Annotated in this window: 19 protein-coding genes and 1 pseudogene; 15 read left to right on the forward strand and 5 right to left on the reverse strand. The window is 53.5% G+C overall.

Annotated elements, in window-relative coordinates; all coding sequences use genetic code 11:
• Position 1: 1 nt before the first annotated feature.
• The 3 genes from dnaN (at position 2) to gyrB (ending at position 4,766) form a co-directional block, all read left to right on the forward strand.
• On the forward strand, positions 2–1,102 hold the full coding sequence (gene dnaN / locus J4613_RS21660; protein ID WP_000673474.1) for a DNA polymerase III subunit beta: 1,101 nt from the start codon (positions 2–4) through the stop codon (positions 1,100–1,102).
• 147 nt (positions 1,103–1,249) lie between these two features.
• Positions 1,250–2,323 carry a DNA replication/repair protein RecF gene (gene recF / locus J4613_RS21665; RefSeq protein ID WP_000060081.1) on the forward strand — a complete coding sequence of 358 codons (1,074 nt, stop codon included), beginning with the start codon at positions 1,250–1,252 and terminating at the stop codon, positions 2,321–2,323.
• Between the two features lie 28 nt (positions 2,324–2,351).
• Positions 2,352–4,766, forward strand: coding sequence for a DNA topoisomerase (ATP-hydrolyzing) subunit B (gyrB, locus tag J4613_RS21670; RefSeq protein WP_000072047.1), 2,415 nt, complete (start codon positions 2,352–2,354; stop codon positions 4,764–4,766).
• Between the two features lie 18 nt (positions 4,767–4,784).
• Here gyrB and J4613_RS21675 read toward each other — a convergent pair whose 3' ends face one another.
• From J4613_RS21675 to J4613_RS21685, 3 genes and pseudogenes are all read right to left on the reverse strand, one after another.
• On the reverse strand, positions 4,785–5,681 hold the full coding sequence (locus J4613_RS21675; RefSeq protein ID WP_001054597.1) for a LysR family transcriptional regulator: 897 nt from the start codon (positions 5,679–5,681) through the stop codon (positions 4,785–4,787).
• Positions 5,682–5,795: 114 nt separating this feature from the next.
• A pseudogene (locus J4613_RS21680) lies at positions 5,796–6,988 on the reverse strand (mandelate racemase/muconate lactonizing enzyme family protein).
• A gap of 13 nt (positions 6,989–7,001) precedes the next feature.
• Positions 7,002–8,264, reverse strand: coding sequence for an MFS transporter (locus J4613_RS21685; RefSeq protein ID WP_000061261.1), 1,263 nt, complete (start codon positions 8,262–8,264; stop codon positions 7,002–7,004).
• 304 nt (positions 8,265–8,568) lie between these two features.
• On the opposite strand from J4613_RS21685, the gene yidA reads away from it, so the two are divergent.
• The 6 genes from yidA to J4613_RS21715 all read left to right on the forward strand — a co-directional run bounded on the left by yidA (position 8,569) and on the right by J4613_RS21715 (position 14,407).
• Positions 8,569–9,414, forward strand: a complete 846-nt coding sequence (gene yidA / locus J4613_RS21690; protein WP_000985570.1) for a sugar-phosphatase — start codon at positions 8,569–8,571, stop codon at positions 9,412–9,414.
• 260 nt (positions 9,415–9,674) lie between these two features.
• Positions 9,675–10,364 carry a D-galactonate utilization transcriptional regulator DgoR gene (gene dgoR, locus J4613_RS21695; RefSeq protein WP_000174317.1) on the forward strand — a complete coding sequence of 230 codons (690 nt, stop codon included), beginning with the start codon at positions 9,675–9,677 and terminating at the stop codon, positions 10,362–10,364.
• Positions 10,361–11,239 (forward strand): 2-dehydro-3-deoxygalactonokinase, encoded by an 879-nt coding sequence (locus tag J4613_RS21700; protein ID WP_000127129.1) that lies wholly within the window; start codon positions 10,361–10,363, stop codon positions 11,237–11,239. The genes dgoR and J4613_RS21700 overlap by 4 nt, the downstream gene beginning before the upstream one ends.
• Positions 11,223–11,840 (forward strand): 2-dehydro-3-deoxy-6-phosphogalactonate aldolase, encoded by a 618-nt coding sequence (locus tag J4613_RS21705; protein WP_001198744.1) that lies wholly within the window; start codon positions 11,223–11,225, stop codon positions 11,838–11,840. The genes J4613_RS21700 and J4613_RS21705 overlap by 17 nt, the downstream gene beginning before the upstream one ends.
• Complete coding sequence (gene dgoD, locus J4613_RS21710; protein WP_000704735.1) at positions 11,837–12,985, forward strand: galactonate dehydratase; 1,149 nt, start codon at positions 11,837–11,839, stop codon at positions 12,983–12,985. The genes J4613_RS21705 and dgoD overlap by 4 nt, the downstream gene beginning before the upstream one ends.
• An 84-nt stretch (positions 12,986–13,069) precedes the next feature.
• Positions 13,070–14,407 carry an MFS transporter gene (locus J4613_RS21715; RefSeq protein ID WP_000253524.1) on the forward strand — a complete coding sequence of 446 codons (1,338 nt, stop codon included), beginning with the start codon at positions 13,070–13,072 and terminating at the stop codon, positions 14,405–14,407.
• 25 nt (positions 14,408–14,432) lie between these two features.
• Here J4613_RS21715 and torS read toward each other — a convergent pair whose 3' ends face one another.
• Complete coding sequence (gene torS, locus J4613_RS21720; RefSeq protein ID WP_111742177.1) at positions 14,433–17,168, reverse strand: TMAO reductase system sensor histidine kinase/response regulator TorS; 2,736 nt, start codon at positions 17,166–17,168, stop codon at positions 14,433–14,435.
• 79 nt (positions 17,169–17,247) lie between these two features.
• On the opposite strand from torS, the gene torT reads away from it, so the two are divergent.
• Positions 17,248–18,288, forward strand: a complete 1,041-nt coding sequence (gene torT / locus J4613_RS21725; RefSeq protein ID WP_111742178.1) for a TMAO reductase system periplasmic protein TorT — start codon at positions 17,248–17,250, stop codon at positions 18,286–18,288.
• Here torT and torR read toward each other — a convergent pair.
• The gene (gene torR / locus J4613_RS21730; protein WP_001562512.1) at positions 18,261–18,953 is read right to left on the reverse strand and encodes a two-component system response regulator TorR; all 693 of its coding nucleotides are present in this window, start codon (positions 18,951–18,953) and stop codon (positions 18,261–18,263) included. The two genes, torT and torR, sit on opposite strands and share 28 nt — an antisense overlap.
• A 129-nt stretch (positions 18,954–19,082) precedes the next feature.
• Between torR and torC the strand changes: the two genes are divergently transcribed.
• The 5 genes from torC to J4613_RS21755 all read left to right on the forward strand — a co-directional run.
• Entirely contained in the window at positions 19,083–20,267 is a 1,185-nt protein-coding gene (torC, locus tag J4613_RS21735; protein WP_111742179.1) for a pentaheme c-type cytochrome TorC, read from the forward strand.
• Positions 20,257–22,809, forward strand: a complete 2,553-nt coding sequence (torA, locus tag J4613_RS21740; RefSeq protein ID WP_111742180.1) for a trimethylamine-N-oxide reductase TorA — start codon at positions 20,257–20,259, stop codon at positions 22,807–22,809. Before torC ends, torA begins: the two co-directional genes overlap by 11 nt.
• Positions 22,802–23,434 (forward strand): molecular chaperone TorD, encoded by a 633-nt coding sequence (torD, locus tag J4613_RS21745; protein ID WP_000595421.1) that lies wholly within the window; start codon positions 22,802–22,804, stop codon positions 23,432–23,434. The genes torA and torD overlap by 8 nt, the downstream gene beginning before the upstream one ends.
• A gap of 189 nt (positions 23,435–23,623) precedes the next feature.
• Positions 23,624–25,024 (forward strand): cytochrome-c peroxidase, encoded by a 1,401-nt coding sequence (locus tag J4613_RS21750; protein WP_000724469.1) that lies wholly within the window; start codon positions 23,624–23,626, stop codon positions 25,022–25,024.
• Between the two features lie 5 nt (positions 25,025–25,029).
• A partial coding sequence (locus J4613_RS21755; RefSeq protein ID WP_139758536.1) for an ATP-binding cassette domain-containing protein occupies positions 25,030–25,178 on the forward strand: 149 nt, incomplete at its 3' end.

The raw sequence follows: 25,178 nt of genomic DNA on the forward strand, positions 1-25,178 counted from the left end.
TATGAAATTTACCGTTGAACGTGAACATTTATTAAAACCGCTTCAGCAGGTCAGCGGCCCGCTGGGCGGTCGTCCTACGCTGCCGATTCTCGGTAACCTGCTCCTCCAGGTAGCGGACGGTACGCTTTCTCTGACCGGCACCGATCTTGAAATGGAGATGGTCGCGCGCGTTACGCTTTCTCAGCCGCATGAGCCAGGCGCCACTACCGTGCCGGCGCGGAAATTCTTTGATATCTGCCGCGGCCTGCCGGAGGGCGCGGAGATTGCCGTTCAGTTGGAAGGCGATCGGATGCTGGTGCGTTCTGGCCGTAGCCGCTTCTCGCTGTCTACGCTGCCTGCCGCCGATTTCCCGAATCTTGACGACTGGCAAAGCGAAGTTGAATTTACGCTGCCGCAAGCCACGATGAAGCGCCTGATTGAAGCGACCCAGTTTTCGATGGCCCATCAGGATGTGCGCTACTACTTAAACGGTATGCTGTTTGAAACGGAAGGTAGCGAACTGCGCACTGTCGCGACCGACGGCCACCGCCTGGCGGTGTGCTCAATGCCGCTGGAAGCGTCTTTACCCAGCCATTCGGTGATTGTGCCGCGTAAAGGCGTGATTGAACTGATGCGTATGCTCGACGGTGGCGAAAACCCGCTGCGCGTGCAGATCGGCAGTAATAATATCCGCGCGCACGTCGGCGACTTTATCTTTACCTCGAAGCTGGTGGATGGTCGCTTCCCGGATTACCGTCGCGTTCTGCCGAAGAATCCGGATAAACATCTGGAAGCGGGCTGCGATATCCTCAAGCAGGCGTTTGCCCGCGCGGCAATCCTCTCGAATGAGAAATTCCGCGGCGTGCGTCTGTACGTCAGTGAGAATCAGCTCAAAATCACCGCCAATAACCCGGAACAGGAAGAAGCGGAAGAGATTCTGGACGTGAGCTATGGCGGGACGGAGATGGAAATCGGCTTTAACGTCAGTTACGTGCTGGACGTGCTCAATGCGCTGAAGTGCGAAACCGTGCGCATTATGCTGACGGATTCCGTATCCAGCGTACAGATTGAAGATGCGGCGTCACAGTCGGCTGCCTACGTTGTTATGCCAATGAGGCTGTAGAATCTGAAAAGGGGCTGGTTTACTTGCCATTTCGCCTCCCGGCAGTGCTCGAAATGCTCACGTACTTCGTGTACGCTCCGCTTTCTGCGCGCTGGCGGTAGACGAACTGGCTGCGACACACACGCCCCTGGACGAATGTACTAATATATGTCACTGACGCGCCTTTTAATCAAAGACTTCCGCAACATAGAAAATGCGGATCTCGCTTTATCCCCCGGCTTTAACTTCCTGGTTGGCGCCAACGGCAGCGGCAAAACCAGCGTGCTGGAAGCTATCTATACGCTTGGCCATGGTCGGGCGTTTCGCAGTTTGCAGCCTGGCCGCGTGATTCGTCATGAGCAGGAAGCGTTTGTTCTTCACGGGCGATTACAGGGCGAAGAGCGTGAGACGTCGATTGGTTTAACCAAAGATAAGCAGGGCGACAGCAAAGTCCGTATCGATGGTACCGACGGTCACAAGATCGCGGAGCTGGCGCATTTAATGCCGATGCAGTTGATTACGCCGGAGGGGTTTACTTTACTCAACGGCGGCCCCAAATACAGAAGAGCGTTCCTTGACTGGGGATGCTTTCACAACGAAGCCGGATTCTTCACCGCCTGGAGCAACCTGAAACGATTGCTGAAACAGCGTAATGCCGCGCTGCGCCAGGTGAGTCGTTATGAGCAATTGCGCCCGTGGGATAAAGAGCTGATTCCGCTGGCGGAACAAATTAGTACCTGGCGGGCGGAGTACAGTAGCGCTATCGCACAGGACATGGCGGATACCTGTCAGCAGTTTTTACCTGAATTTTCCCTGACGTTCTCTTTCCAGCGCGGCTGGGAGAAAGAGACAGACTATGCGGACGTGCTGGAGCGAAGCTTTGAGCGTGACCGTATGTTGACCTACACCGCGCACGGGCCGCATAAAGCGGACTTTCGCATTCGCGCCGACGGCGCGCCGGTGGAAGATACCCTGTCGCGCGGGCAGCTAAAGTTATTGATGTGCGCCTTACGTCTGGCGCAGGGCGAGTTCCTCACCCGCGAAAGCGGGCGGCGCTGCCTGTACCTGATAGATGATTTTGCCTCTGAACTTGACGATGCGCGTCGCGGACTGCTGGCCAGCCGCTTAAAAGCCACGCAATCGCAGGTCTTTGTCAGCGCAATTAGCGCTGAACACGTTATAGACATGTCGGATGAAAATTCGAAGATGTTTACCGTGGAAAAGGGTAAAATAACGGATTAACCCAAGATTAAATGAGCGAGAAACGTTGATGTCGAATTCTTATGACTCCTCCAGTATCAAAGTCCTGAAAGGGCTGGATGCGGTGCGTAAGCGCCCGGGTATGTATATCGGCGACACGGATGACGGCACCGGTCTGCACCACATGGTATTCGAGGTGGTAGATAACGCTATCGACGAAGCGCTCGCAGGTCACTGTAAAGATATCGTCGTGACTATTCACGCCGATAACTCCGTGTCCGTAACGGATGATGGCCGTGGCATTCCGACCGGGATTCACCCGGAAGAAGGCGTCTCGGCGGCGGAAGTGATCATGACCGTTCTGCACGCGGGCGGTAAATTTGACGATAACTCCTATAAAGTCTCCGGCGGTCTGCACGGCGTGGGCGTCTCGGTAGTCAACGCTCTGTCGCAAAAACTGGAACTGGTTATCCAGCGAGATGGCAAAATTCACCGTCAGATCTACGAGCACGGCGTGCCGCAGGCACCCCTGGCCGTCACTGGCGATACCGATAAAACCGGCACGATGGTACGTTTCTGGCCGAGCCACGAAACCTTCACCAACGTCACTGAATTTGAATATGAGATCCTGGCGAAACGCCTGCGTGAACTGTCATTCCTGAACTCAGGCGTCTCCATCCGCCTGCGCGACAAGCGCGATGGCAAAGAAGATCATTTCCACTACGAAGGCGGCATCAAGGCGTTTGTTGAATATCTGAACAAGAATAAAACGCCGATCCACCCGAATATCTTCTATTTCTCCACCGAAAAAGACGGTATCGGCGTGGAAGTAGCGCTGCAGTGGAACGATGGTTTCCAGGAAAACATCTACTGCTTTACCAACAACATTCCGCAGCGCGACGGCGGTACTCACCTTGCAGGCTTCCGTGCGGCGATGACCCGTACGCTGAACGCCTACATGGACAAAGAAGGCTACAGCAAAAAAGCCAAAGTCAGCGCCACCGGCGACGATGCCCGTGAAGGTCTGATTGCGGTGGTTTCCGTAAAAGTACCGGATCCGAAATTCTCCTCACAGACCAAAGATAAGCTGGTCTCTTCCGAGGTGAAATCGGCGGTAGAACAGCAGATGAACGAACTGCTGAGCGAATACCTGCTGGAAAACCCATCTGACGCGAAAATCGTCGTCGGCAAAATTATCGACGCCGCGCGTGCGCGTGAAGCGGCGCGTCGCGCCCGTGAAATGACCCGTCGTAAAGGCGCGCTCGATTTAGCCGGTCTGCCGGGCAAACTGGCGGACTGTCAGGAACGCGACCCGGCGCTGTCCGAACTGTACCTGGTGGAAGGGGACTCCGCGGGCGGCTCTGCGAAGCAGGGGCGTAACCGCAAGAACCAGGCGATTCTGCCGCTGAAAGGTAAAATCCTTAACGTCGAGAAAGCGCGCTTCGACAAGATGCTTTCCTCCCAGGAAGTGGCGACGCTGATCACCGCGCTGGGCTGCGGTATCGGTCGCGACGAGTACAACCCGGACAAGCTGCGCTATCACAGCATCATCATCATGACCGATGCGGACGTCGACGGCTCGCACATCCGTACGCTGCTGTTGACCTTCTTCTATCGTCAGATGCCGGAAATTGTCGAGCGTGGCCACGTCTACATTGCGCAGCCGCCGCTGTACAAAGTGAAGAAAGGCAAGCAGGAACAGTACATTAAAGACGACGAAGCGATGGATCAGTACCAGATTTCCATCGCGCTTGACGGTGCGACTCTGCACGCGAACGCTCATGCGCCGGCGCTATCCGGCGAAGCGTTAGAAAAACTGGTCTCTGAATATAACGCCACGCAGAAAATGATTGGTCGTATGGAGCGTCGCTTCCCGAAAGCGCTGCTCAAAGAGCTGGTGTATCAGCCAACTCTGACCGAAGCCGATCTTTCTGATGAGCAGACTGTAACGCGCTGGGTGAATGCGCTGATTACCGAGCTGAACGAGAAAGAGCAGCACGGCAGTCAGTGGAAGTTCGATGTTCATACTAATACGGAACAGAATCTGTTCGAGCCGATCGTTCGCGTGCGTACGCATGGCGTGGATACCGATTATCCGTTGGATCACGAGTTTGTGACCGGCGCGGAATATCGTCGTATCTGCACGCTGGGCGAGAAGCTGCGCGGTCTGATTGAAGAGGACGCGTTCATCGAACGCGGCGAGCGTCGCCAGCCGGTAACCAGCTTCGAGCAGGCGCTGGAGTGGCTGGTGAAAGAATCACGTCGCGGTCTGGCTATCCAGCGTTATAAAGGTCTGGGTGAAATGAACCCGGATCAGCTGTGGGAAACCACCATGGACCCGGAAAGCCGCCGTATGCTGCGCGTGACCGTCAAAGATGCGATTGCTGCCGACCAGCTGTTCACCACGCTGATGGGTGATGCCGTTGAGCCGCGTCGTGCCTTTATCGAAGAGAACGCCCTGAAAGCGGCGAACATCGATATTTAACCTGCCTTAATCCCCGGCCTACCGCTGGTTGGTCGGGGCATCATGATGTTCTCCGACATAGCTGAATAAAAAATCTCTAAAGCGCTGCGTGGCGGGCGTTTGTGCGCGCCACGCATGGTAATACACGTTCATATTGCGCCGCAGCGGAGGCGTGAGCGAACAGGTCGCTAATTGGTAGCTTTTGGCGTAATTGCGGGAAAAGGTTCCGGCGATCACCACGCCTTCACACTGCGCCGCCAGCGACATGGCGGTCGCCATATGTTCCACCGTCATTTTGGGCTTAATGCGCACGCCAGCGGTCGCGGAGATCATCGGAATGGATTCGTTGCCAACGGCGATCAGCTCTTCGCTTTGAATCTCTTCCCAGCGAACCGTTTTTTTATGCAGCCGATAGTCCGGATGGCAGTACAGGGCGATTTCCGTTGTGAACAGCGTTTGTTTGTCGATTTCCGGTTCCAGCGGCCGCTCCGGGCCGATACCAAAATCGGCTTCTCCCAACATAATGCTTTTTTGTAATTGCGACATGGGCTTATCAATAAGCTGTACGTGGGTATGCGGATGCTGCCGCTTAAAGGCATGGATGATTTGCGGCAGAAAAGCACAGGCGATCAGCGGCGCGCCAACAACCCGCACCAGGGATTTTTTGATCTCTTTCAGGTCGCGGGCATAATTTTCGGCCCGTTGAAACTCTTCAACAACCCGCATGGCGGCGGGTAAAAACTTTTCGCCGTCGGGCGATAGCTTCACCACGCGCGAAGTGCGGTCGAAAAGGGAAACCTCCATCTGGCTTTCCATTTCGTTGATTAAACCGCTAACAGCTCCCTGCGTGATGCACAGATATTTGCTGGCGGCGGTAAAACTACGCAAATCCGCGACGGCCAGAAACGCGCGAAATTGCCGGATAGTTAAATTCATTTGCCACCTGTGTTACCCCTTTACTGAGAGGATTTTATCTCAGGCTGGATAAGGTCGCGTTGATACGACTCGCAAATACAGGGTGTCTGCCTGCGGCGCAGGCAGACAGTTGGCTTATTTTACGGTGATGGTTGGTGATTTTTTCATGGTTTCTTCGGTCAGTTCCTGGCCGATGCCGGGAAGCTCCGGGACTTCGTACATGCCGTTCTTCGGCAGGTAGTTGTATTTACAGGTCTGTGTATTCGGCTCCAGCAGCGCATACCGGTGCAGTTCGTGGATGACGAAGTTCGGGATCACGGTTTCCATATGCAGCGCCACTGCTGTGGAAATCGGCCCGCCGCAAACGTGGATTTGCACCGTTTTGTCATAAACATGCGCCATATCGCAGATTTTCTTCACTTCGGTGATGCCGCCGCAGGTACAAATATCGGGCTGGATCACGCTCAGGCTGCCGTTTTCCAGGAAAGGACGGTATCCCCAGCGCCAGTAAATGCGTTCGCCAGCCGCCAGTGGAATATTAACTTTATCAGCCACTTGTTTCATTTGTCCGGGGTTTAACGGCATGACCGGTTCCTCGTAGTAGAAGATGCCCAGCTCTTCTATCATGCGGCCAAACTGAATCGCCGAGGTGGTATCCGTAAAAGCGTGCATTTCGGCGATGATATCAACGTCCGGGCCGACCGCATCGCGAATGGCGGCCATACGGTCGTAGCCCAGGCGCAGGATTTTGTCGGTGAGCGGCCCGTTGAGGTTTTGCTGGTTCCAGTTGCCGTGGCGATCCATTGCGACGGTATCCACTTTTATCGCGTCATAGCCTTCGCTGACGGCGGTCAGCGCCGCCTGTGCATACTGTTCCGGCTCGGTCAGCATATCTTTATCGCTACCGTCCCCCAGCCAAACTGTAGCTGGCTGGCATAGGTTCTTATTTTCTCGCGGCTTTTTCCGCCGAGCATCTTATACAGCGGCACACCCCACGCTTTACCTTTGATATCCCACAGCGCGATATCAATACCGCTCATTGCTGCGGAAAAGATGCCGCCGCCGCCCTGCCCCCAGAAGGTTTTTTTGAGCATCTTTTCCCAGATAGCTTCGTTATTCATCGGGTCCATGCCGATGATAATGGAGGCTAAATCTTTTGCCATGCCGATGCCCGCAGAGGCGCCGACGCCGTAAGCCAGCCCGACTTCGCCAAAACCGGAAATGCCCTCGTCGGTATTAATTTTTACCACCACCGGACGCCATTTGCTGGTGGCGGACGCAAAATCATTAGCAACATCAATAATATCAATGCTGGTAATTTTCATCATTTACTCCTTGTGATTAATATTTTTTAATCGTTAAAACGAATGCAGATACCACGGCGATAGCGCTGATGAAAACCAGACATAATAAGCCGCCGGTATAAGTTCCTGTAATAGAGATAAATAATCCGATAAATACTGGTGATAATGATGACAGGCCGTTCGCGACGCCGTTCATTACGCCGCTGGCGGCGGAAATAGATTTCCCGGACACCATCCCTTGTAATAATGTCCACGCAACAGGCGTACCCATCGTGCAAAAAGCGACGGCGAAGGAGAGTAGTACCGCTGACATATATTTGTGTTCGGTTATTGTGCCGAAATAGATACTGATACCGGCGAAAAACATTAACACCATTAATATGGGGGCGCTGCGTCCTATTTTATCGACGAAGACGCCCGCGGCGGCTTTGGAAAATATCGACAAGACAAATGGCAGCGACGCCAGCCAGCCCATTTCTGCCCAGCTAAATCCTCTGGCTGATTTAAGATAGGTTGGCAGCCAGGTAATCATCCCCCAGTATAGGCATTGCAGACACAGGTACCATAGCACCAGCAACCAGTAGCAATAGTTGGTAATCACCGGTTTTACCCGCAACATAAAACTTTCGCTGCTGCCTGCGCTTTCCGTTTCCTGCCCGGCTTTGATATAAGCCAGTTCCTGCTCGCTGATACCTTTAAGTTGTTCTGGTTTATCAGCAACATATCGCCATAGCAGCCAGAGTGGAATTAACCCGAGAGCGGCGCATAAAAAGAAGTTGGAACGCCAGCCGTGGGTGCCTATCCACCAGGTGAAAAAAGGCATCGCAATGGCGGGCGCGACCGACTGGCCGACGATCCACGCTGCGTTTGCCCGGCCACGCTCCTGCTTCGGAAACCAGTTTTTAATAAATACGCTTTGCAGCGGATAATAAAAACCCTCTCCGATACCCAGTAATATGCGGCAAATAATAATTAATGCAAACGATGTCGCAACTCCGCCAATCATTAAGGCGATGGTCCAGATTAGGATACAAAGCATCATCGCTTTTCTGGGGCCGAGATAATCACCAAGCGGTGATAATACAACGTTAGCGATACCATAAGCGGCCAGAAAGACGGTCATCATCATGCCGATTTGCAATGGCATACCTTCAATACCCATATAGGCTAAGAAGGGTTCATTCGCGGCTAATACCGAAACATTAACGCGATCGAGATAAGCAATAAATATTCCAATAAACAGACAGGCAACGATTAAAAATCTTTTCCTGGTTGGGGGGGCGGTAAGGGCCATCGACATTAGCGATCTCCTTCTCATCGGATAAGGTTATTTTAAAATATAAGTTTTTGTTGATTTTTACTGATTAAGAACCAATCCCATTAGGCTCTAAGTGATGATGTCCAAAGTAGCAATACACATTCTTTTAGAAAAACGGTATTTTCTGTTTGATTAATGAGGTTATCTAATACATCAGGAGGGAGAATACGGCCTGAAAAGGGGAATCCCGTTTGTGAATCTTATCCCCCTTTCTCTCGGATTCTTTACTGTTTTTTGAGCGGAATCGCGTTAGCATGAGTCAGGACTCATTTAATGCGGGGATTTCATGGCTATTAAACTTATTGCTATCGACATGGATGGCACCCTTCTGCTGCCCGATCACACCATTTCTCCGGCGGTTAAAAACGCGATTGCCGCTGCGCGTGAAAAAGGGGTAAACGTGGTGCTGACCACAGGCCGTCCGTATGCGGGTGTGCACAGTTACCTGAAAGAACTTCACATGGAACAGCCCGGCGATTATTGCATTACCTATAACGGGGCGCTGGTGCAGAAAGCAGGGGACGGCAGTACGGTTGCGCAAACGGCGCTCAGCTATGATGACTACCGTTACCTGGAAAAACTGTCCCGTGAGGTGGGTTCTCACTTCCACGCATTAGACCGAAATACGCTTTATACCGCTAACCGCGATATCAGCTACTACACGGTGCATGAGTCGTATGTAGCGACCATTCCGCTGGTATTTTGTGAAGCGGAGAAGATGGACCCGAACACCCAGTTCCTGAAAGTTATGATGATCGATGAGCCTGCCGTTCTCGACCGGGCGATTGCGCGTATACCGGCAGAGGTGAAGGAAAAGTATACCGTGCTGAAAAGTGCGCCGTACTTCCTTGAAATTCTCGATAAACGGGTTAATAAAGGCACCGGCGTAAAATCACTGGCCGAGGCGCTGGGTATTAAGCCAGAGGAGGTGATGGCGATTGGCGATCAGGAAAACGACATTGCGATGATCGAATACGCCGGCATGGGCGTGGCAATGGACAACGCCATTCCGTCGGTCAAAGAGGTGGCTAACTTTGTGACTAAATCGAACCTTGAAGATGGTGTTGCCTGGGCGATTGAAAAATTTGTGCTGAACCCCGATCACTCATCCGGCCATTTCCCCGCCCGATAAGGCATAGTCGCCATCGGGCAAATACGCGCTTAACGACCCGCACTTGCTGCGGGTTTTTTTATGTCTTTCGTTTACGTCTTATAACGTTCCCATAACCAGTTGTCGTTTTTGTGATCTAAATTGTAGTACAACATAATTGTGTTGTACTACATTAATGACATGATAACGACGGTTGATATCACGCTAGTACTACAAAATTGCGGCGTAATTCAGCTATCGCGGTAAAGTAAGAGAGTTCACATCGAGCACAAGGACTCTCTATGACTCTCAATAAAACTGATCGCATCGTTATCACGCTGGGCAAACAGATTGTCAGCGGTAAATACGTACCCGGTTCGGCGCTGCCAGCGGAAGCGGATCTGTGCGAGGAGTTTGAAACGTCTCGCAACATCATTCGCGAAGTGTTTCGTTCGCTTATGGCGAAGCGGCTAATTGAAATGAAGCGCTATCGCGGCGCGTTTATCGCACCGCGTAACCAGTGGAATTATCTCGATACCGACGTGCTGCAATGGGTGCTGGAAAACGACTACGACCCGAGGCTTATCAGCGCGATGAGCGAAATACGAAACCTGGTGGAGCCAGCAATAGCACGCTGGGCGGCGGAACGGGCAACATCAAGCGATCTGGCTGAAATTGAGTCGGCGCTAAACGACATGATTGCCAACAACCAGGACCGGGAAGCGTTTAACGAGGCGGATATTCGCTATCACGAAGCAGTGTTGCAGTCGGTGCATAACCCGGTGCTGCAACAGTTAAATGTAGCGATCAGCTCGCTACAGCGAGCGGTATTTGAACGGACCTGGATGGGCGATGCGGCCAACATGCCGAAAACGCTCCAGGAACATAAGGCGCTATTCGATGCGATACGGCATCAGGATGGCGATGCGGCAGAGCAGGCGGCATTAACCATGATCGCCAGCTCGACACGAAGGTTAAAGGAAATCACATGACAGCTCGCTACATCGCAATTGACTGGGGATCGACCAATCTGCGCGCCTGGCTTTACCAGGGCGACAAATGCCTGGAGAGCAGGCAATCAGAAGCAGGCGTTACACGCCTGAACGGTAAATCTCCTGACGCGGTGTTAGCAGAAGTCACAACACACTGGCGCGACAGCGCCACCCCCGTGGTAATGGCGGGCATGATCGGCAGTAACGTAGGCTGGCAAAATGCGCCTTATCTGCCGGTTCCCGCCCTGTTCTCCGCTATTGGCGAACAGTTAACCGCCGTTGGCGACAACATCTGGATCATCCCCGGATTGTGTGTCTCACGCGAGGATAACCACAACGTGATGCGCGGCGAAGAGACGCAACTGCTTGGCGCCCGCGAACTTTCTCCTTCTTCTGTCTATGTCATGCCCGGCACGCATTGCAAATGGGTACAGACTGATACGCAACAAATTCATGATTTTCGTACTGTGATGACAGGCGAACTCCATCACTTGTTGCTGCGTCACTCGCTGGTCGGGGCTGGTTTGCCGGAACAGGAAGCTTCTGGCGACGCCTATGCCGCGGGGCTGGAGCGCGGTCTTAATTCTCCTGCCGTCCTGCCTTCTCTTTTTGAGGTTCGCGCCTCGCACGTGTTGGGACATCTTGCGCGTGAGCAGGTCAGCGACTTCCTCTCCGGCCTGTTGATTGGTGCGGAAGTCGCCAGCATGAGCGAATCCTTCGCGGCGCAACAGGCTATCACTCTCGTCGCTGGACCCGCGCTGATCTCACGTTACCAACAGGCGTTTCGTGCTATTGGGCGTGATGTTTCAACCGTGGATGGCGATATGGCATTTCAGGCTGGAATAAGGAGCATCGCTCATGCAGTGGCAAACTAATCTCCCTCTCATCGCTATCTTACGCGGTATTACGCCCGATGATGCCCTGGCGCACGTTGGCGCGGTGGTGGATGCGGGATTTGACGCTATAGAAATTCCGCTTAACTCCCCACAGTGGGAAAAAAGCATTTCTTCCGTGGTGAAGGCGTATGGCGGCAGGGCGCTTATTGGCGCTGGTACCGTACTGAAACCGGAACAGGTAGACCAGCTTGCCGGGATGGGCTGCAAGCTGGTCGTCACGCCAAATATCCAACCGGAGGTGATCCGCCGGGCAGTGAGCTATGGCATGACCGTGTGTCCGGGCTGCGCCACGGCAACAGAAGCCTTTGCTGCGCTGGATGCAGGCGCACAGGCGTTAAAAATTTTCCCGTCGTCGGCGTTTGGTCCGGGCTACATCAGCGCGCTGAAAGCGGTACTTCCGCCGGATGTTCCGCTATTTGCCGTCGGCGGCGTGACGCCGGAAAACCTGGCGCAATGGATTAAAGCCGGCTGTGTGGGCGCGGGACTGGGTAGCGATCTCTATCGCGCCGGGCAATCCGTTGAACGCACCGCGCAGCAGGCTGCGGCATTTGTTAATGCGTATCGAGAGGCAGTGAAATGAAAATAACTCACATCACCACGTACCGTTTACCTCCACGTTGGATGTTCCTGAAAATCGAAACGGATGAAGGCGTGGTTGGCTGGGGAGAGCCGGTCATTGAAGGTCGGGCACGTACTGTAGAGGCGGCAGTACATGAGTTTGCCGACTACCTGATAGGGAAAGATCCGGCGCGTATCAACGACCTGTGGCAGGTAATGTACCGGGCCGGTTTTTATCGCGGCGGCCCGATTATGATGAGCGCCATCGCCGGTATTGACCAGGCATTGTGGGATATCAAAGGCAAGGTGTTGAATGCGCCGGTCTGGCAGCTCATGGGCGGCCTGGTGCGCGACAAAATCAAGGCCTATAGCTGGGTGGGCGGCGATCGTCCGGCAGACGTCATTGACGGTATTGAAAAATTGCGCGGTATTGGTTTTGACACCTTCAAGCTGAACGGCTGTGAAGAGATGGGCGTGATTGATAATTCCCGTGCGGTGGATGCGGCGGTCAATACCGTGGCGCAAATCCGCGAAGCTTTCGGCAGTGAAATTGAGTTTGGGCTCGACTTCCACGGTCGCGTTAGCGCGCCGATGGCGAAGGTACTGATTAAAGAACTGGAACCCTATCGCCCGCTGTTTATTGAAGAGCCGGTGCTGGCGGAACAGGCGGAATATTATCCGCGCCTGGCGGCGCAAACGCATATTCCGATTGCTGCAGGCGAGCGTATGTTCTCGCGTTTTGAATTTAAACGCGTGCTGGACGCGGGTGGGCTGGCGATTCTACAGCCGGATTTATCCCACGCGGGCGGCATTACCGAATGCTATAAAATCGCCGGAATGGCGGAAGCATATGATGTGGCGCTGGCGCCGCATTGCCCGCTGGGTCCAATCGCCCTGGCTGCCTGCCTGCATATCGATTTTGTTTCGCGCAACGCGGTATTCCAGGAACAGAGTATGGGCATTCACTATAACAAGGGCGCGGAGCTGCTCGACTTTGTGAAAAATAAAGAAGACTTCAGCATGGACGGCGGCTTCTTTAAACCCTTAACCAAACCGGGTCTTGGCGTAGACATTGACGAGGCCAGGGTGATTGAACTTAGCAAAAGCGCGCCGGACTGGCGTAATCCGTTGTGGCGGCACGCTGACGGATCGGTAGCCGAGTGGTGATCGCCACGCTGTAGGCTCAACAAACGTCGCCCTCCGGGCAACCCAATTTAAATATAAAAACACACCCTCTGTAATTTACAGGGCATGGTGAGCGGCCTCGCTATGCCCAGAATCTGGAGACAGATGACGATGGATATTTCAGTTACAGCAGCACAGCCGGGGCGTCGCCGCTATCTGACGCTGGTGATGATCTTTATTACTGTGGTGATTTGCTACGTCGATCGCGCCAACCTTGCCGTGGCTTCCATGCATATTCAAAAAGAATTCGGTATTACCAAAGCGGAAATGGGCTATGTCTTCTCCGCTTTTGCCTGGCTCTATACGTTATGCCAGATCCCCGGCGGCTGGTTTCTCGACCGTATTGGGTCCCGGCTGACCTATTTTATCGCTATCTTCGGCTGGTCAGTCGCGACGCTATTGCAGGGGTTTGCGACGGGACTATTGTCGCTTATCGGCCTGCGCGCTATTACCGGGATTTTCGAGGCGCCGGCCTTTCCGGCAAATAACCGGATGGTCACTAGCTGGTTTCCGGAGCATGAGCGCGCATCCGCAGTCGGGTTCTACACCTCCGGACAGTTCGTCGGACTGGCATTCCTTACGCCGCTGCTGATCTGGATTCAGGAAATGCTGAGCTGGCACTGGGTCTTTATCGTCACCGGCGGTATCGGGATTATCTGGTCATTGGTCTGGTTTAAGGTTTATCAACCGCCGCGTTTGACGAAAAGCCTTAGCCAGGCGGAGTTGGAGTATATTCGCGATGGCGGTGGTCTGGTGGATGGCGATGCGCCAGCGAAAAAAGAGGCCCGCCAGCCGCTGACGAAAGCCGACTGGAAACTGGTGTTCCATCGTAAGCTGGTGGGCGTCTACCTCGGTCAGTTCGCCGTAAACTCTACGCTATGGTTCTTTCTGACCTGGTTCCCTAATTATCTGACCCAGGAAAAAGGCATTACCGCGCTAAAAGCGGGCTTTATGACGACCGTACCGTTCCTGGCTGCCTTTTTTGGCGTACTGCTCTCCGGCTGGCTGGCGGATAAACTGGTGAAAAAAGGCTTCTCGCTGGGCGTGGCGCGCAAAACGCCGATTATTTGCGGTTTGCTCATCTCCACGTGCATTATGGGCGCTAACTACACTAACGATCCGTTGTGGATTATGGCATTGATGGCGATAGCTTTCTTCGGCAATGGATTTGCGTCCATTACCTGGTCGTTAATCTCTTCCCTTGCGCCGATGCGGTTGATTGGCCTTACCGGCGGTATGTTTAACTTTATCGGTGGGTTGGGCGGGATTAGCGTACCGTTAGTGATTGGTTATCTGGCGCAAAGCTACGGTTTTGCTCCGGCGCTGGTCTATATCTCCGTTGTGGCCCTGCTGGGAGCGCTGTCTTACATCCTGTTAGTGGGCGATGTGAAACGCGTCGGATAAGTTGGCCGTGGCGAGCCGGAAGCTATTATGGCGAAGGATGATCGGCTATCCATGCGTCGAGCGCCGTCACTCCCTGCGTCACGATAGTTTTAATATCTATATCGCTAAGCGGTTGCAATTCCAGCTCCCGACAGGCTTCGGTTGCCTGAGTCATCCCCAGGCTGGCGCAGCCGCTTTTTAATTTATGCGCCAGCCGCTTAATGTTAACGTCGTCATTCATGGCGCGCGCCGCCTCGATCTCCTCGACTAAAGGCAGCGCGCTGTCTTTGAATAACGCGATCCATTGCCGGAGTTTTTCCGGGCCGACAGACGCCATATCGCCGGCAAGCTGATGTTCATTCAGCATCGCCCGCGCGTTGTGAGATTTGCCCTGTAAATAGTGCGCTATCATGCGGTAAAGCTCCTCGCGGGGAACGGGCTTTTGAATAATCCCGCAGAAAAGACCGGCGGTACGCTGACGAAGATTATCGTCTATCACATGCGCGCTAAAACCAATGCGTTTCATGGCGGGATACTGACTCATCAACTGCTGCGCCAGGGTTAAGCCGTCATAATCCGGTAAATCAAAATCCACCAGCGCGACATCAAAGGACTCGCCTTCGGCTAAACAGCGTAGCGCGTCATTCGCGCTTTCAGCTACTGAGACCTTCACCCCTTTACCCGTGAGCATTTCAGCGGTAATACGCTGCGTTAGCATATTATCTTCAATCAGCAACAGGCGTAGTCCGTTAAGATTTATCGGTTCCCTGAACGCATTTTTGCTTGCGGGTTTGGGGTGGCGAACCGGCAGTTGTAAGCGAAAACAACTGCCAACATGAAGCGTACTGGTGACGGTTAGCGTCCCGCCCATCGCCTCTGCCAGGCTGGCGCTGATAGCCAGCCCCAGGCCCGTCCCGCCCCGGCGTCCAGTCGCCTGCACAAACGGTTTGAAAATAGCCGTCAGCTTTGCTTCAGGGATACCGCATCCGGTATCTTCAACCTCAATAAACCAGCTCTGATCGTCGCAAAACGTGCGCAGCACTATGCTGCCGCGATCGGTAAATTTCGCCGCATTACTTAAAAGATTAATCACAATTTGACGTATCCGGCGCGGATCGCCTTGTAGCGTGGAAGGGAGTTGCTCGCTAAAGTCGGTGATGAGCGCCACCTGCACGCGGCTGTGCATTAAATGCAGCGCGCTATTCAACAATTGTCGCGGTTCAAACGGTTCCTCGCTAATGGAAACGTTGGTGCCGCCTACTTCAATCGCTGAGTAATCAAGAATATCGTTAAGAATCGCCAGTAGCGATTCGCCTGAATCATTAATGGCCTGTAAGTCGTCGCGGTAGTTTGCCATGAGCGGTTTATCGGCCAGCAATTGTACCGTACCGAGAATGCCGTAAAGCGGCGTGCGAATTTCATGGCTCATGGCGGCAAGGAACGTCGATTTCGCCTCGTTGGCCTTTTCCGCTTCGGCGCGCGCCTGCCGGTGTTCCAGCACCAGCGCATGAAGCTCCGCCGTTTGCGAACGCACCTGTTCCGCCAAATCCTCACGATGGCGGTTTAATTTGCGCACGTTGGCGCGAAACGCTTCCATCAGACGGCTGATGGTATCCAGTTCGCTGACGCCAGCCGCCTCCGGAAACGGTGAGTCAATATCGCCCTCCAGTAACCGCTGTAAGGCCTGCGTTTGTTGCGCCAGCGGGCGGGATACGGAACGGTAAACCACTCGCCAAAGAATAAAACTTAATGAGCACAGCGCCAGGATACCTAAGATCACTAACCCTATTTGCCCACGCTGACTGGCGTGTGTAAGACGCGCTAACCCAGCCTCGTTTCGTTTTTCGATGGCGTTCACCAACTGCGACACTTCCGTACTGAAGCGGGTAAACTGAAAGAGGTTATTGGCCATAAGCGTTTGAAGCTGGTCGCGGATGGCGTTTTCCTTACGAAACAGGGTAACCAGTGTGGTGTACTGGTTTATTTTCTCCAGCGCGTCGGCGATTTGGGCGCGAACGGTAGGATCTTCTATACGCTGCTGGCGGCGGGATAAAATTTTAACCAACTGATTAAGTTTTTCATCGGTGTCTTCGGCATCGCTCAGCCCTTGCGCGTCTTTTAAGGTCACAATGAGCTGCTTAAACTGCAGGGCATTGACCCGCAACTCATTCATCTGATTCACATACTCAAGGTCGATATCAATCAGTCGGTCAAGCGCGCGTTCAGCCTGATCCCCTTTACCGCTTTCGATAAGATCGTAAATACCGGCCTGGGTGGCGCCCGCAGATGTCGCTGCATTATTGGCCTGACCGTGAGCCTGGGCGGCAATGCTTTCCGCCGCCTCCGCAATCTGGCGGCTTAACTGCTGTTGCTGTGCGCGCAGCGTGAGAATTTCACCGACCAGCGTTCCCTGTTGCCCAAGCGTTTGCGCAATCTCTTTTTCTTGCCGGGCGATGGCCGAGGTATTAAACCCCTGCTCGCTTAATGCCTGCAAAAGATGGTTAATTTTAAGGCTTTGCGCTTTCAGCATCTTCCCCTGCGCCAGCCAAACGCCCTCACTGTCGGCATTGGTCAGATTTTGCGCGGAGAAGAGCTCGTAAGCGCTGGCTTCGCTTAACTGCCTGGCCATATTCATCGTGGGGAGCAGCGCTTGCGTATTGGTTTGCTCCACCTGACTAATGACGCGCAGGCTTATCCAGCCGATCACGGTGCTGAGCAGGGTGAGTGCCGCCATCAGGGCGAAGGCCAGCCATAATCTGCGGGTCAGTGAAGGCGTTGACATTTATGCGCCGCGGGTGAAATGGGTTGAGTTGCCGCCGGAAAAACCATTAGGATAAAACCTTATTGCTGGTGGGGCTATCATGCGCGCGCTTATTTCGTTCTTTTTTTTGATAATCATCGTCTCGAATGTAGAAACGGCGTCAGCCGAAACCGGACTGCTACACTGGACGCGCGCCGATCGGGCGATTCCCTGGCGGCAAACGTCAGTCAATGCGAGTAAACCCTGGAAACTGTGTGCATTATACCCCAGCCTGAAAGATTCTTACTGGTTGTCCGTCAACTACGGGATGCAAAAAGCGGCCAAATTGTATGGCGTTGATTTAAAAGTGCTGGAAGCGAATGGCTATCGGCAACTGGCGACGCAACAACAGCAAATGACGCAGTGCCGGGAGTGGGGCGCCGACGCTATTCTGCTTGGCAGCAGTACCATTCGTTTCCCGGAACTGGAACGGTATGCCGGTAATGTGCCGGTTATTGAAGTGGCGAACGTGATACGCGACGCCAGCGTGGCAACTCACGTCGGTCTGCCGTGGTTTCAGATGGGTTATCTGCCGGGACGTTTCCTGGTGCAGTGGAGCAAAGGAAAAGCGCTTAACGTTTTACTCTTCCCGGGGCCGGAAGAAGCCGGCGGCAGTCAGGAGATGGTGGCGGGTTTTCGTCAGGCAATTAAAGGCAGCGCCATCAACATTGTGGATATCGCCTGGGGCGATAACGACATTGAAGTGCAGCGAAACTTACTCCAGGAAATGCTGGAACGCCATCCGGACGCCAATGTGGTCGCCGGGTCGGCGATAGCGGCGGAGGCGGCGATGGGCGAAGGGCGAAATTTGACGACTCCGCTCACGATCGTCTCATTTTATCTGACGCATCAGGTTTATCGCGGTTTAAAACGCGGCCATATCCTGATGGCGCTCAGCGATCAGATGGCCTGGCAGGGAGAATTAGCGATAACGCAGTCGATTAAGGTCTTACAGGGGCAACCGGTGCCTGAAAATATCAGCCCGCCGGTGCTTATTTTGACGCATAACAACGCCGACAGCGCGCGCGTTCGTCGTTCGCTATCGCCTCCGGGATTTCGGCCCGTCTATTTGTATCAATACACCTCCGAGGCTAAAAAGTAGCCTTCGCCATGCTGTGTGACCAGCAGCTCCGGCGTAATTTTATGGCGTAAGCGGCGAACCAGGACATCAATCGTGCGGAGATCCGGAGTCTCTACGCGGCGGGCGGAAAGCATTCGCAGCAGACGTTCGCGATGCAGCACTTTGCCTGGGTTGGTCACAAAGGCCAGCAGCAGCTCGTACTCCGCGCGCGTAAGCTTAATGGCTTCACCGTTGTGCTCCAGCGTGTGATTCATCACGTTCAGGCAGTAACCGGAAAACATATAGCAGTTTTCACTGGCATTTTGCGGCGTGGGGCGGGCCAGATCGATACGCCACAAAAGATTTTTTACCCGCACTACCAGCTCGCGCAGTTCCAGCGGCTTGGTGACGTAGTCGTCCGCGCCCATCTCCAGCCCGACGATGCGGTCGATTTGGTCGCAACGCCCCGTCACCAGAATAATGCCCACCGTGGAGCGTTCGCGTAGCGCCCTGGTCAGCATCAACCCGTTTTCATCGGGGAGGTTGATATCCAGCAGGATCAGCGAAACGTGCTCATGCTCCATGATGTCGCGCAGGCCCGCGCCGCTGTCGGTCACCGAGACACGATACCCCTCCTGCTCAAAATAGGCCTGTAATCTGGCCTGAGTAACAGGTTCATCCTCAACAATAACAATGTGATGTGACATCCTGCGCGCGGTCTCTTTCTGTTCATATCTGTTCATATATTGCCGTATCCCGTTCATCCTGACCAGTGACGCTGTTCATATTTGCGGAATAAGATCTGCGCATTAAACCATATAATTACAGGGGCTATTATGCGAAAACTCTGGAGAGCGCTACTCAGGCCAAGCGCCCGTTGGTCGATACTGGCGCTGGTCATTGTCGGGATTGTGATCGGCGTTGCGCTGATCGTGTTACCTCACGTCGGTATCAAACTGACCAGTACGACAGAGTTTTGCGTCAGCTGCCATAGTATGCAGCCGGTGTATCAGGAATATAAACAGTCCGTACATTTCCAGAACGCTTCCGGCGTACGCGCGGAATGCCACGATTGCCATATCCCCCCTGATATTCCAGGCATGGTGAAACGTAAGCTGGAAGCCAGCAACGATCTTTACCAGACATTTATTGCCCACTCGATTGATACCCCGGAAAAATTTGAAGCCAAACGCGCCGAGCTTGCCGAGCGTGAATGGGCGCGCATGAAAGAGAATAATTCCGCGACCTGTCGTTCCTGCCATAACTACGATGCGATGGATCACGCGAAACAGAACCCGGAAGCGGCGCGGCAAATGAAAATCGCCGCGAAAGAAAATCAATCCTGCATCGACTGTCATAAAGGGATTGCCCACCAGCTACCGGATATGAGCAGCGGTTTCCGCAAACAGTTTGATGAACTGCGCGCCAGTGCCAGTACGCATAATGACGGCGATACGCTCTATTCGCTGGATATCAAGCCGATTTACGCCGCTAAAGGCGATAAAGAACCGGCAGGTTCGCTGTTACCTGCTTCTGAAGTGAAAGTCCTTAAACGGGACGGTGACTGGTTGCAAGTGCAAATCGAAGGCTGGACGGAGACGGACGGTCGCCAGCGCGTGCTGACGCAGTTGCCCGGTAAACGTATTTTTGTCGCCTCGATTCGCGGCGATGTGCAACAGCATGTGAAAACGCTGGAAGAGACCACTGTCGCGGCGACTAATACTCAGTGGAGCAAATTACAGGCAACCGCGTGGATGCAAAAAGGTGACATGGTAAATGACATTAAACCGATTTGGGCCTATGCCGACTCCCTCTATAACGGCACCTGTAATCAGTGTCACGGCGCGCCGGACAAAGCGCACTTTGACGCTAACGGCTGGATCGGCACGCTCAACGGCATGATCGGTTTCACCAGTCTGGATAAGCGTGAAGAACGTACCTTGTTGAAATATCTCCAGATGAATGCGTCTGATACCACCAACACGCAGCACAGCGATAAGGGAGAACACAATGAAAAATAAGGACACGCTACACGTCTCTCGTCGACGTTTTCTGGCGCAGCTTGGCGGTTTGACGGTGGCAGGAATGCTGGGGCCGTCACTGCTGACGCCCCGTAGCGCCCGCGCAGCGGATGCCGTTGCGCCAGGCGCCGCGACGAAAGAGGGTATCCTGACCGGTTCTCACTGGGGGGCGATTCGCGCCACGGTGGTTGACGGTCGATTTGTGGCGGCAAAACCGTTTGAACAGGATAAATACCCGTCCAAAATGATCGCCGGTCTGCCCGATCACGTCCACAACGCGGCGCGTATCCGTTATCCGATGGTGCGTGTCGACTGGATGCGTAAAGGTCATCAAAGCGACACCTCTCAGCGCGGCGATAATCGTTTTGTGCGCGTCTCCTGGGATGAAGCGCTGGATCTGTTCTATCAGGAACTGGAGCGGGTGCAAAAAACCTACGGGCCGAGCGCGTTACTGACGGCGAGCGGCTGGCAATCTACCGGCATGTTCCATAACGCCTCCGGGATGCTGGCGCGCGCGATTGCGCTACATGGCAATAGCGTCAGCACGGGAGGGGACTATTCGACCGGCGCGGCGCAGGTGATTCTGCCTCGCGTGGTGGGTTCAATGGAAGTGTACGAGCAGCAAACGTCATGGCCTCTGGTTTTACAGAACAGTAAAACGATTGTGCTATGGGGTTCTGATATGGTGAAAAACCAGCAGGCAAACTGGTGGTGCCCGGATCACGATGTCTATCAGTACTATGAACAATTAAAAGAGAAGGTTGCCAGCGGCGCTATCTCGGTCATCAGCATCGACCCGGTCGTCACCTCCACGCACGATTATCTGGGGCGCGATAAGGTCAAACATATCGCCATTAACCCGCAGACGGATGTCCCGTTACAACTGGCGCTGGCGCATACCCTGTACAGCGAGAAACTGTACGATAAAAATTTCCTCGATAACTACTGCGTCGGTTTTGACCAGTTCCTCCCCTATTTGCTGGGCGAGAAAGATGGACAGCCCAAAGATGCCGCCTGGGCGGAAAAACTGTGCGGTATTGACGCCGACACTATCCGCGCGTTGGCGCGGCAGATGGCGGGCGACAGAACGCAAATCATCGCTGGCTGGTGCGTGCAACGTATGCAGCATGGCGAACAGTGGTCATGGATGGTCGTCGTGCTGGCGGCAATGCTGGGACAGATTGGTTTACCGGGCGGCGGCTTTGGTTTTGGCTGGCACTACAACGGCGCCGGGACGCCTGGCCGTAAAGGGATCATTTTAAGCGGCTTTTCCGGTTCGACGACCGTTCCGCCAGTGCACGACAGCACGGATTACAAAGGCTACAGCAGCACCATTCCTATTGCGCGTTTTATGGATGCCATCCTTGAACCGGGCAAGGTCATTAACTGGAACGGCAAATCGGTTAAATTACCGCCGCTGAAGATGTGCGTGTTCGCCGGCACTAACCCGTTCCACCGACACCAACAAATTAACCGCATAATTGAAGGGTGGCGCAAGCTGGAAACGGTCATCGCTATTGATAACCAGTGGACGTCGACCTGCCGCTTTGCGGATATCGTTTTGCCGGCTACCACCCAATTTGAGCGTAACGACCTCGATCAATTCGGCAACCACTCTAACCGCGGCATTATCGCCATGAAACAGGTGGTGTCGCCGCAGTTTGAAGCGCGTAACGACTTTGATATTTTCCGCGATCTCTGCCGACGCTTTAACCGTGAAGCGGCATTTACGGAAGGCCTTGATGAAATGGGCTGGCTGAAACGCATCTGGCAGGAAGGGAGCCAGCAGGGAAAAGGTCGCGGTATCCACTTACCGACTTTCGAGGTGTTCTGGAATCAACAGGAGTACATCGAGTTTGATCATCCGCAGATGTTTGTGCGCCATCAGGCTTTCCGTGAAGATCCGGACCTGGAGCCGTTGGGCACGCCAAGCGGTTTGATCGAGATTTATTCCAAAACGATCGCCGACATGCAATACGACGATTGTCAGGGCCATCCCATGTGGTTCGAAAAAATCGAACGCTCGCATGGCGGGCCGGGATCGCAGCGCTGGCCGTTGCACTTACAATCCGTCCACCCTGATTTCCGTCTGCACTCCCAACTGTGCGAGTCGGAAACGCTGCGTCAGCAATATACCGTTGGCGGCAAGGAGCCGGTCTTTATTAACCCACAGGATGCCAGCGCGCGCGGGATCCGCAACGGTGACATCGTGCGGGTATTCAATGCACGCGGGCAGGTACTGGCGGGGGCGGTAGTTTCCGATCGCTATGCGCCGGGCGTGGCGCGAATTCATGAAGGTGCCTGGTACGATCCTGATAAAGGCGGCGACATCAACGCGTTATGTAAGTACGGCAACCCTAACGTATTAACGCTGGATATCGGTACATCACAGCTCGCGCAGGCGACCAGCGCGCATACGACGCTGGTGGAAATTGAAAAATATACCGGCCCTATTGATAACGTCACAGCGTTTAACGGCCCGGTCGAGATGGTCGCGCAGTGTGAATATGTACCCGCATCGCAGGGGAATCCGCATGATTAAGCAGCCAGCGCTTGCTCAGGAACAGTACGCCTGCGTATATGCATGGCTGGCGTTACTCTTTTTCCGGGAAGTTGATGATGAAGGGTTAATACAATTACAGTCCGCGGAAATCGCGGACTGGCTGGCGCTGTTAAAGCGTCAGCCTGCGCTGGCGGCGTCGGTGGCGTTACTCGAACAAAAAATTGCCGCGCTTAGCCTGCGCCAGGATGCGCAGCTGGAGCTGGCCGCAGATTTTTGCGGATTGTTCCTGATGACGGATAAAAAATCGGCGTTGCCCTACGCCTCGCAATACCCGCAGCAGGAACCCGGCATGATTAAACATTTATTGCTTGAAGCCGGGATGGAAGTCAACGACGATTTTAAAGAGCCGACCGACCACCTGGCGATTTATCTGGAATTACTCAGCCATTTACATTTTTCATTGGGTGAATCGTTCCAACAACGGAGAATGAATAAATTACGCCAGAAAACATTGTCGTCATTACTGGAATGGCTTCCGGAATTTACAAATAATTGCCTTAAGCATGATCCTTATGGTTTTTATGCTGCGTTAAGCCAATTATTGTTGGCTATCGTTCGTTTTGATGACGGGAAAGAGGATTTATCCATTGTTGCTGCTGAATAAACCCTGTGACGGACATCGCAAAATAAATCTTACGATAGTCGGGGGTTATCATATCTATAGGTTTAGCCAATTGTAATTATTGATACCAATCAATATCCATGATGGGTTTGTATTTAGTATTGACGGGCCTCATGAGTAAAAAAATAAAATTTAATTAATCATGCCGCAATACCCCATAAGGATAGTGATATGAAAAAAATTACCCTCTATGCGACAACGGTTATCACCGTTGGGCTGTTATGTTATTTAGGTTTGTCCGGGTATGTATGGTATTACGACAAACAGCGCAGTAAAAAAAGCGATGTGCAGGCCTCGGTTGTGGGTGAAAATAATAAAATACTGGGTTATTTCAGGGAGAAAGGATGTGATTATTGTCATACGCCTTCCGCTGAATTACCTTTTTATTCCTCTTTTCCGGTGGCAAAGCAGCTAATGGATTACGATATCCAGCTCGGTTACAAGTCGTTTAACCTGGAGGCGGTACGGGCCGCCCTGATTGCGGATACGCCGGTGCCGCAAAGCGAACTGAATAAAATTGAATGGGTTATGCAACATCAGACTATGCCGCCAACCCGCTATGTCGCGCTGCACTGGGCGGGGGGCGTCAGCGATAAAGAGCGTACTGACATCCTGAACTGGATAGCCGATCAGCGTGAGCGCAACTATGCCAGCGCCGATACCGACGCCGCGCACCGGAATGAACCCGTTCAGCCTATTCCGCGCAATATTCCCGTCGATGCGAAAAAAGTCGACTTAGGTTTCCGTCTTTATCATGATGAACGTTTATCCGGCGACAGCACAATATCCTGTGCGCATTGTCACGCGTTAAATGCGGGCGGTGTCGATGGCAGAAAAACCTCAATTGGCGTTGGCGGCGCGGTAGGGCCAATAAATGCGCCAACGGTATTCAACTCCGTATTTAATATCGAACAATTTTGGGATGGCCGTGCTGCAACCCTGCAGGAGCAAGCAGGCGGACCGCCGTTAAATCCTATTGAAATGGCTTCTAAATCCTGGGATGAAATTATTAGCAAGCTTGATAAAGATCCTGTCCTGAAAAAAGATTTCCAGGCGGTTTATCCGCAAGGATTTACCGGGGAAAATATTACTGATGCGATCGCCGAATTCGAAAAAACGTTGATAACGCCGGATTCCGCCTTTGATAAATGGCTACGTGGAGATGAAAATGCGCTGACCGCGCAACAGAAACACGGTTATCAATTATTTAAAGAGAATAAATGTGCAACCTGTCACGGCGGTATCATTTTAGGCGGGCGCTCTTTTGAGCCATTGGGATTAAAGCGAGACTTTAATTTTGGCGAAATTACCGCAGCGGATATTGGTCGTATGAACGTCACCAAAGAGGTTCGCGATAAATTACGGCAAAAAGTCCCAGGCTTACGCAACGTCGCGTTAACAGCGCCTTATTTCCATCGGGGCGACGTACCGACGCTGGATGGCGCGGTAAAACTGATGCTGCGTTATCAGGTTGGCACCGATCTGCCGCAAAACGATATTGACGATATCGTCGCCTTCCTGGAAAGCCTGACCGGTGTTTATACGCCATATCAACCTGAATATGCGCAATGACAATGATGCTTGAAGCCAGAGATCTGCACTGCGAGCGGGACGAGAGGACGCTGTTTCGCGGGCTGTCGTTCACCGTGGACGCCGGGGAGTGGGTGCAGGTCACCGGCGGCAACGGCGCCGGAAAAACCACCCTGCTGCGCCTGCTGACCGGGCT

Source organism: Salmonella sp. 32020114201800008SM (genome assembly GCF_017572025.1).
GTDB classification, from domain to species: Bacteria; Pseudomonadota; Gammaproteobacteria; order Enterobacterales; family Enterobacteriaceae; genus Salmonella; species Salmonella enterica.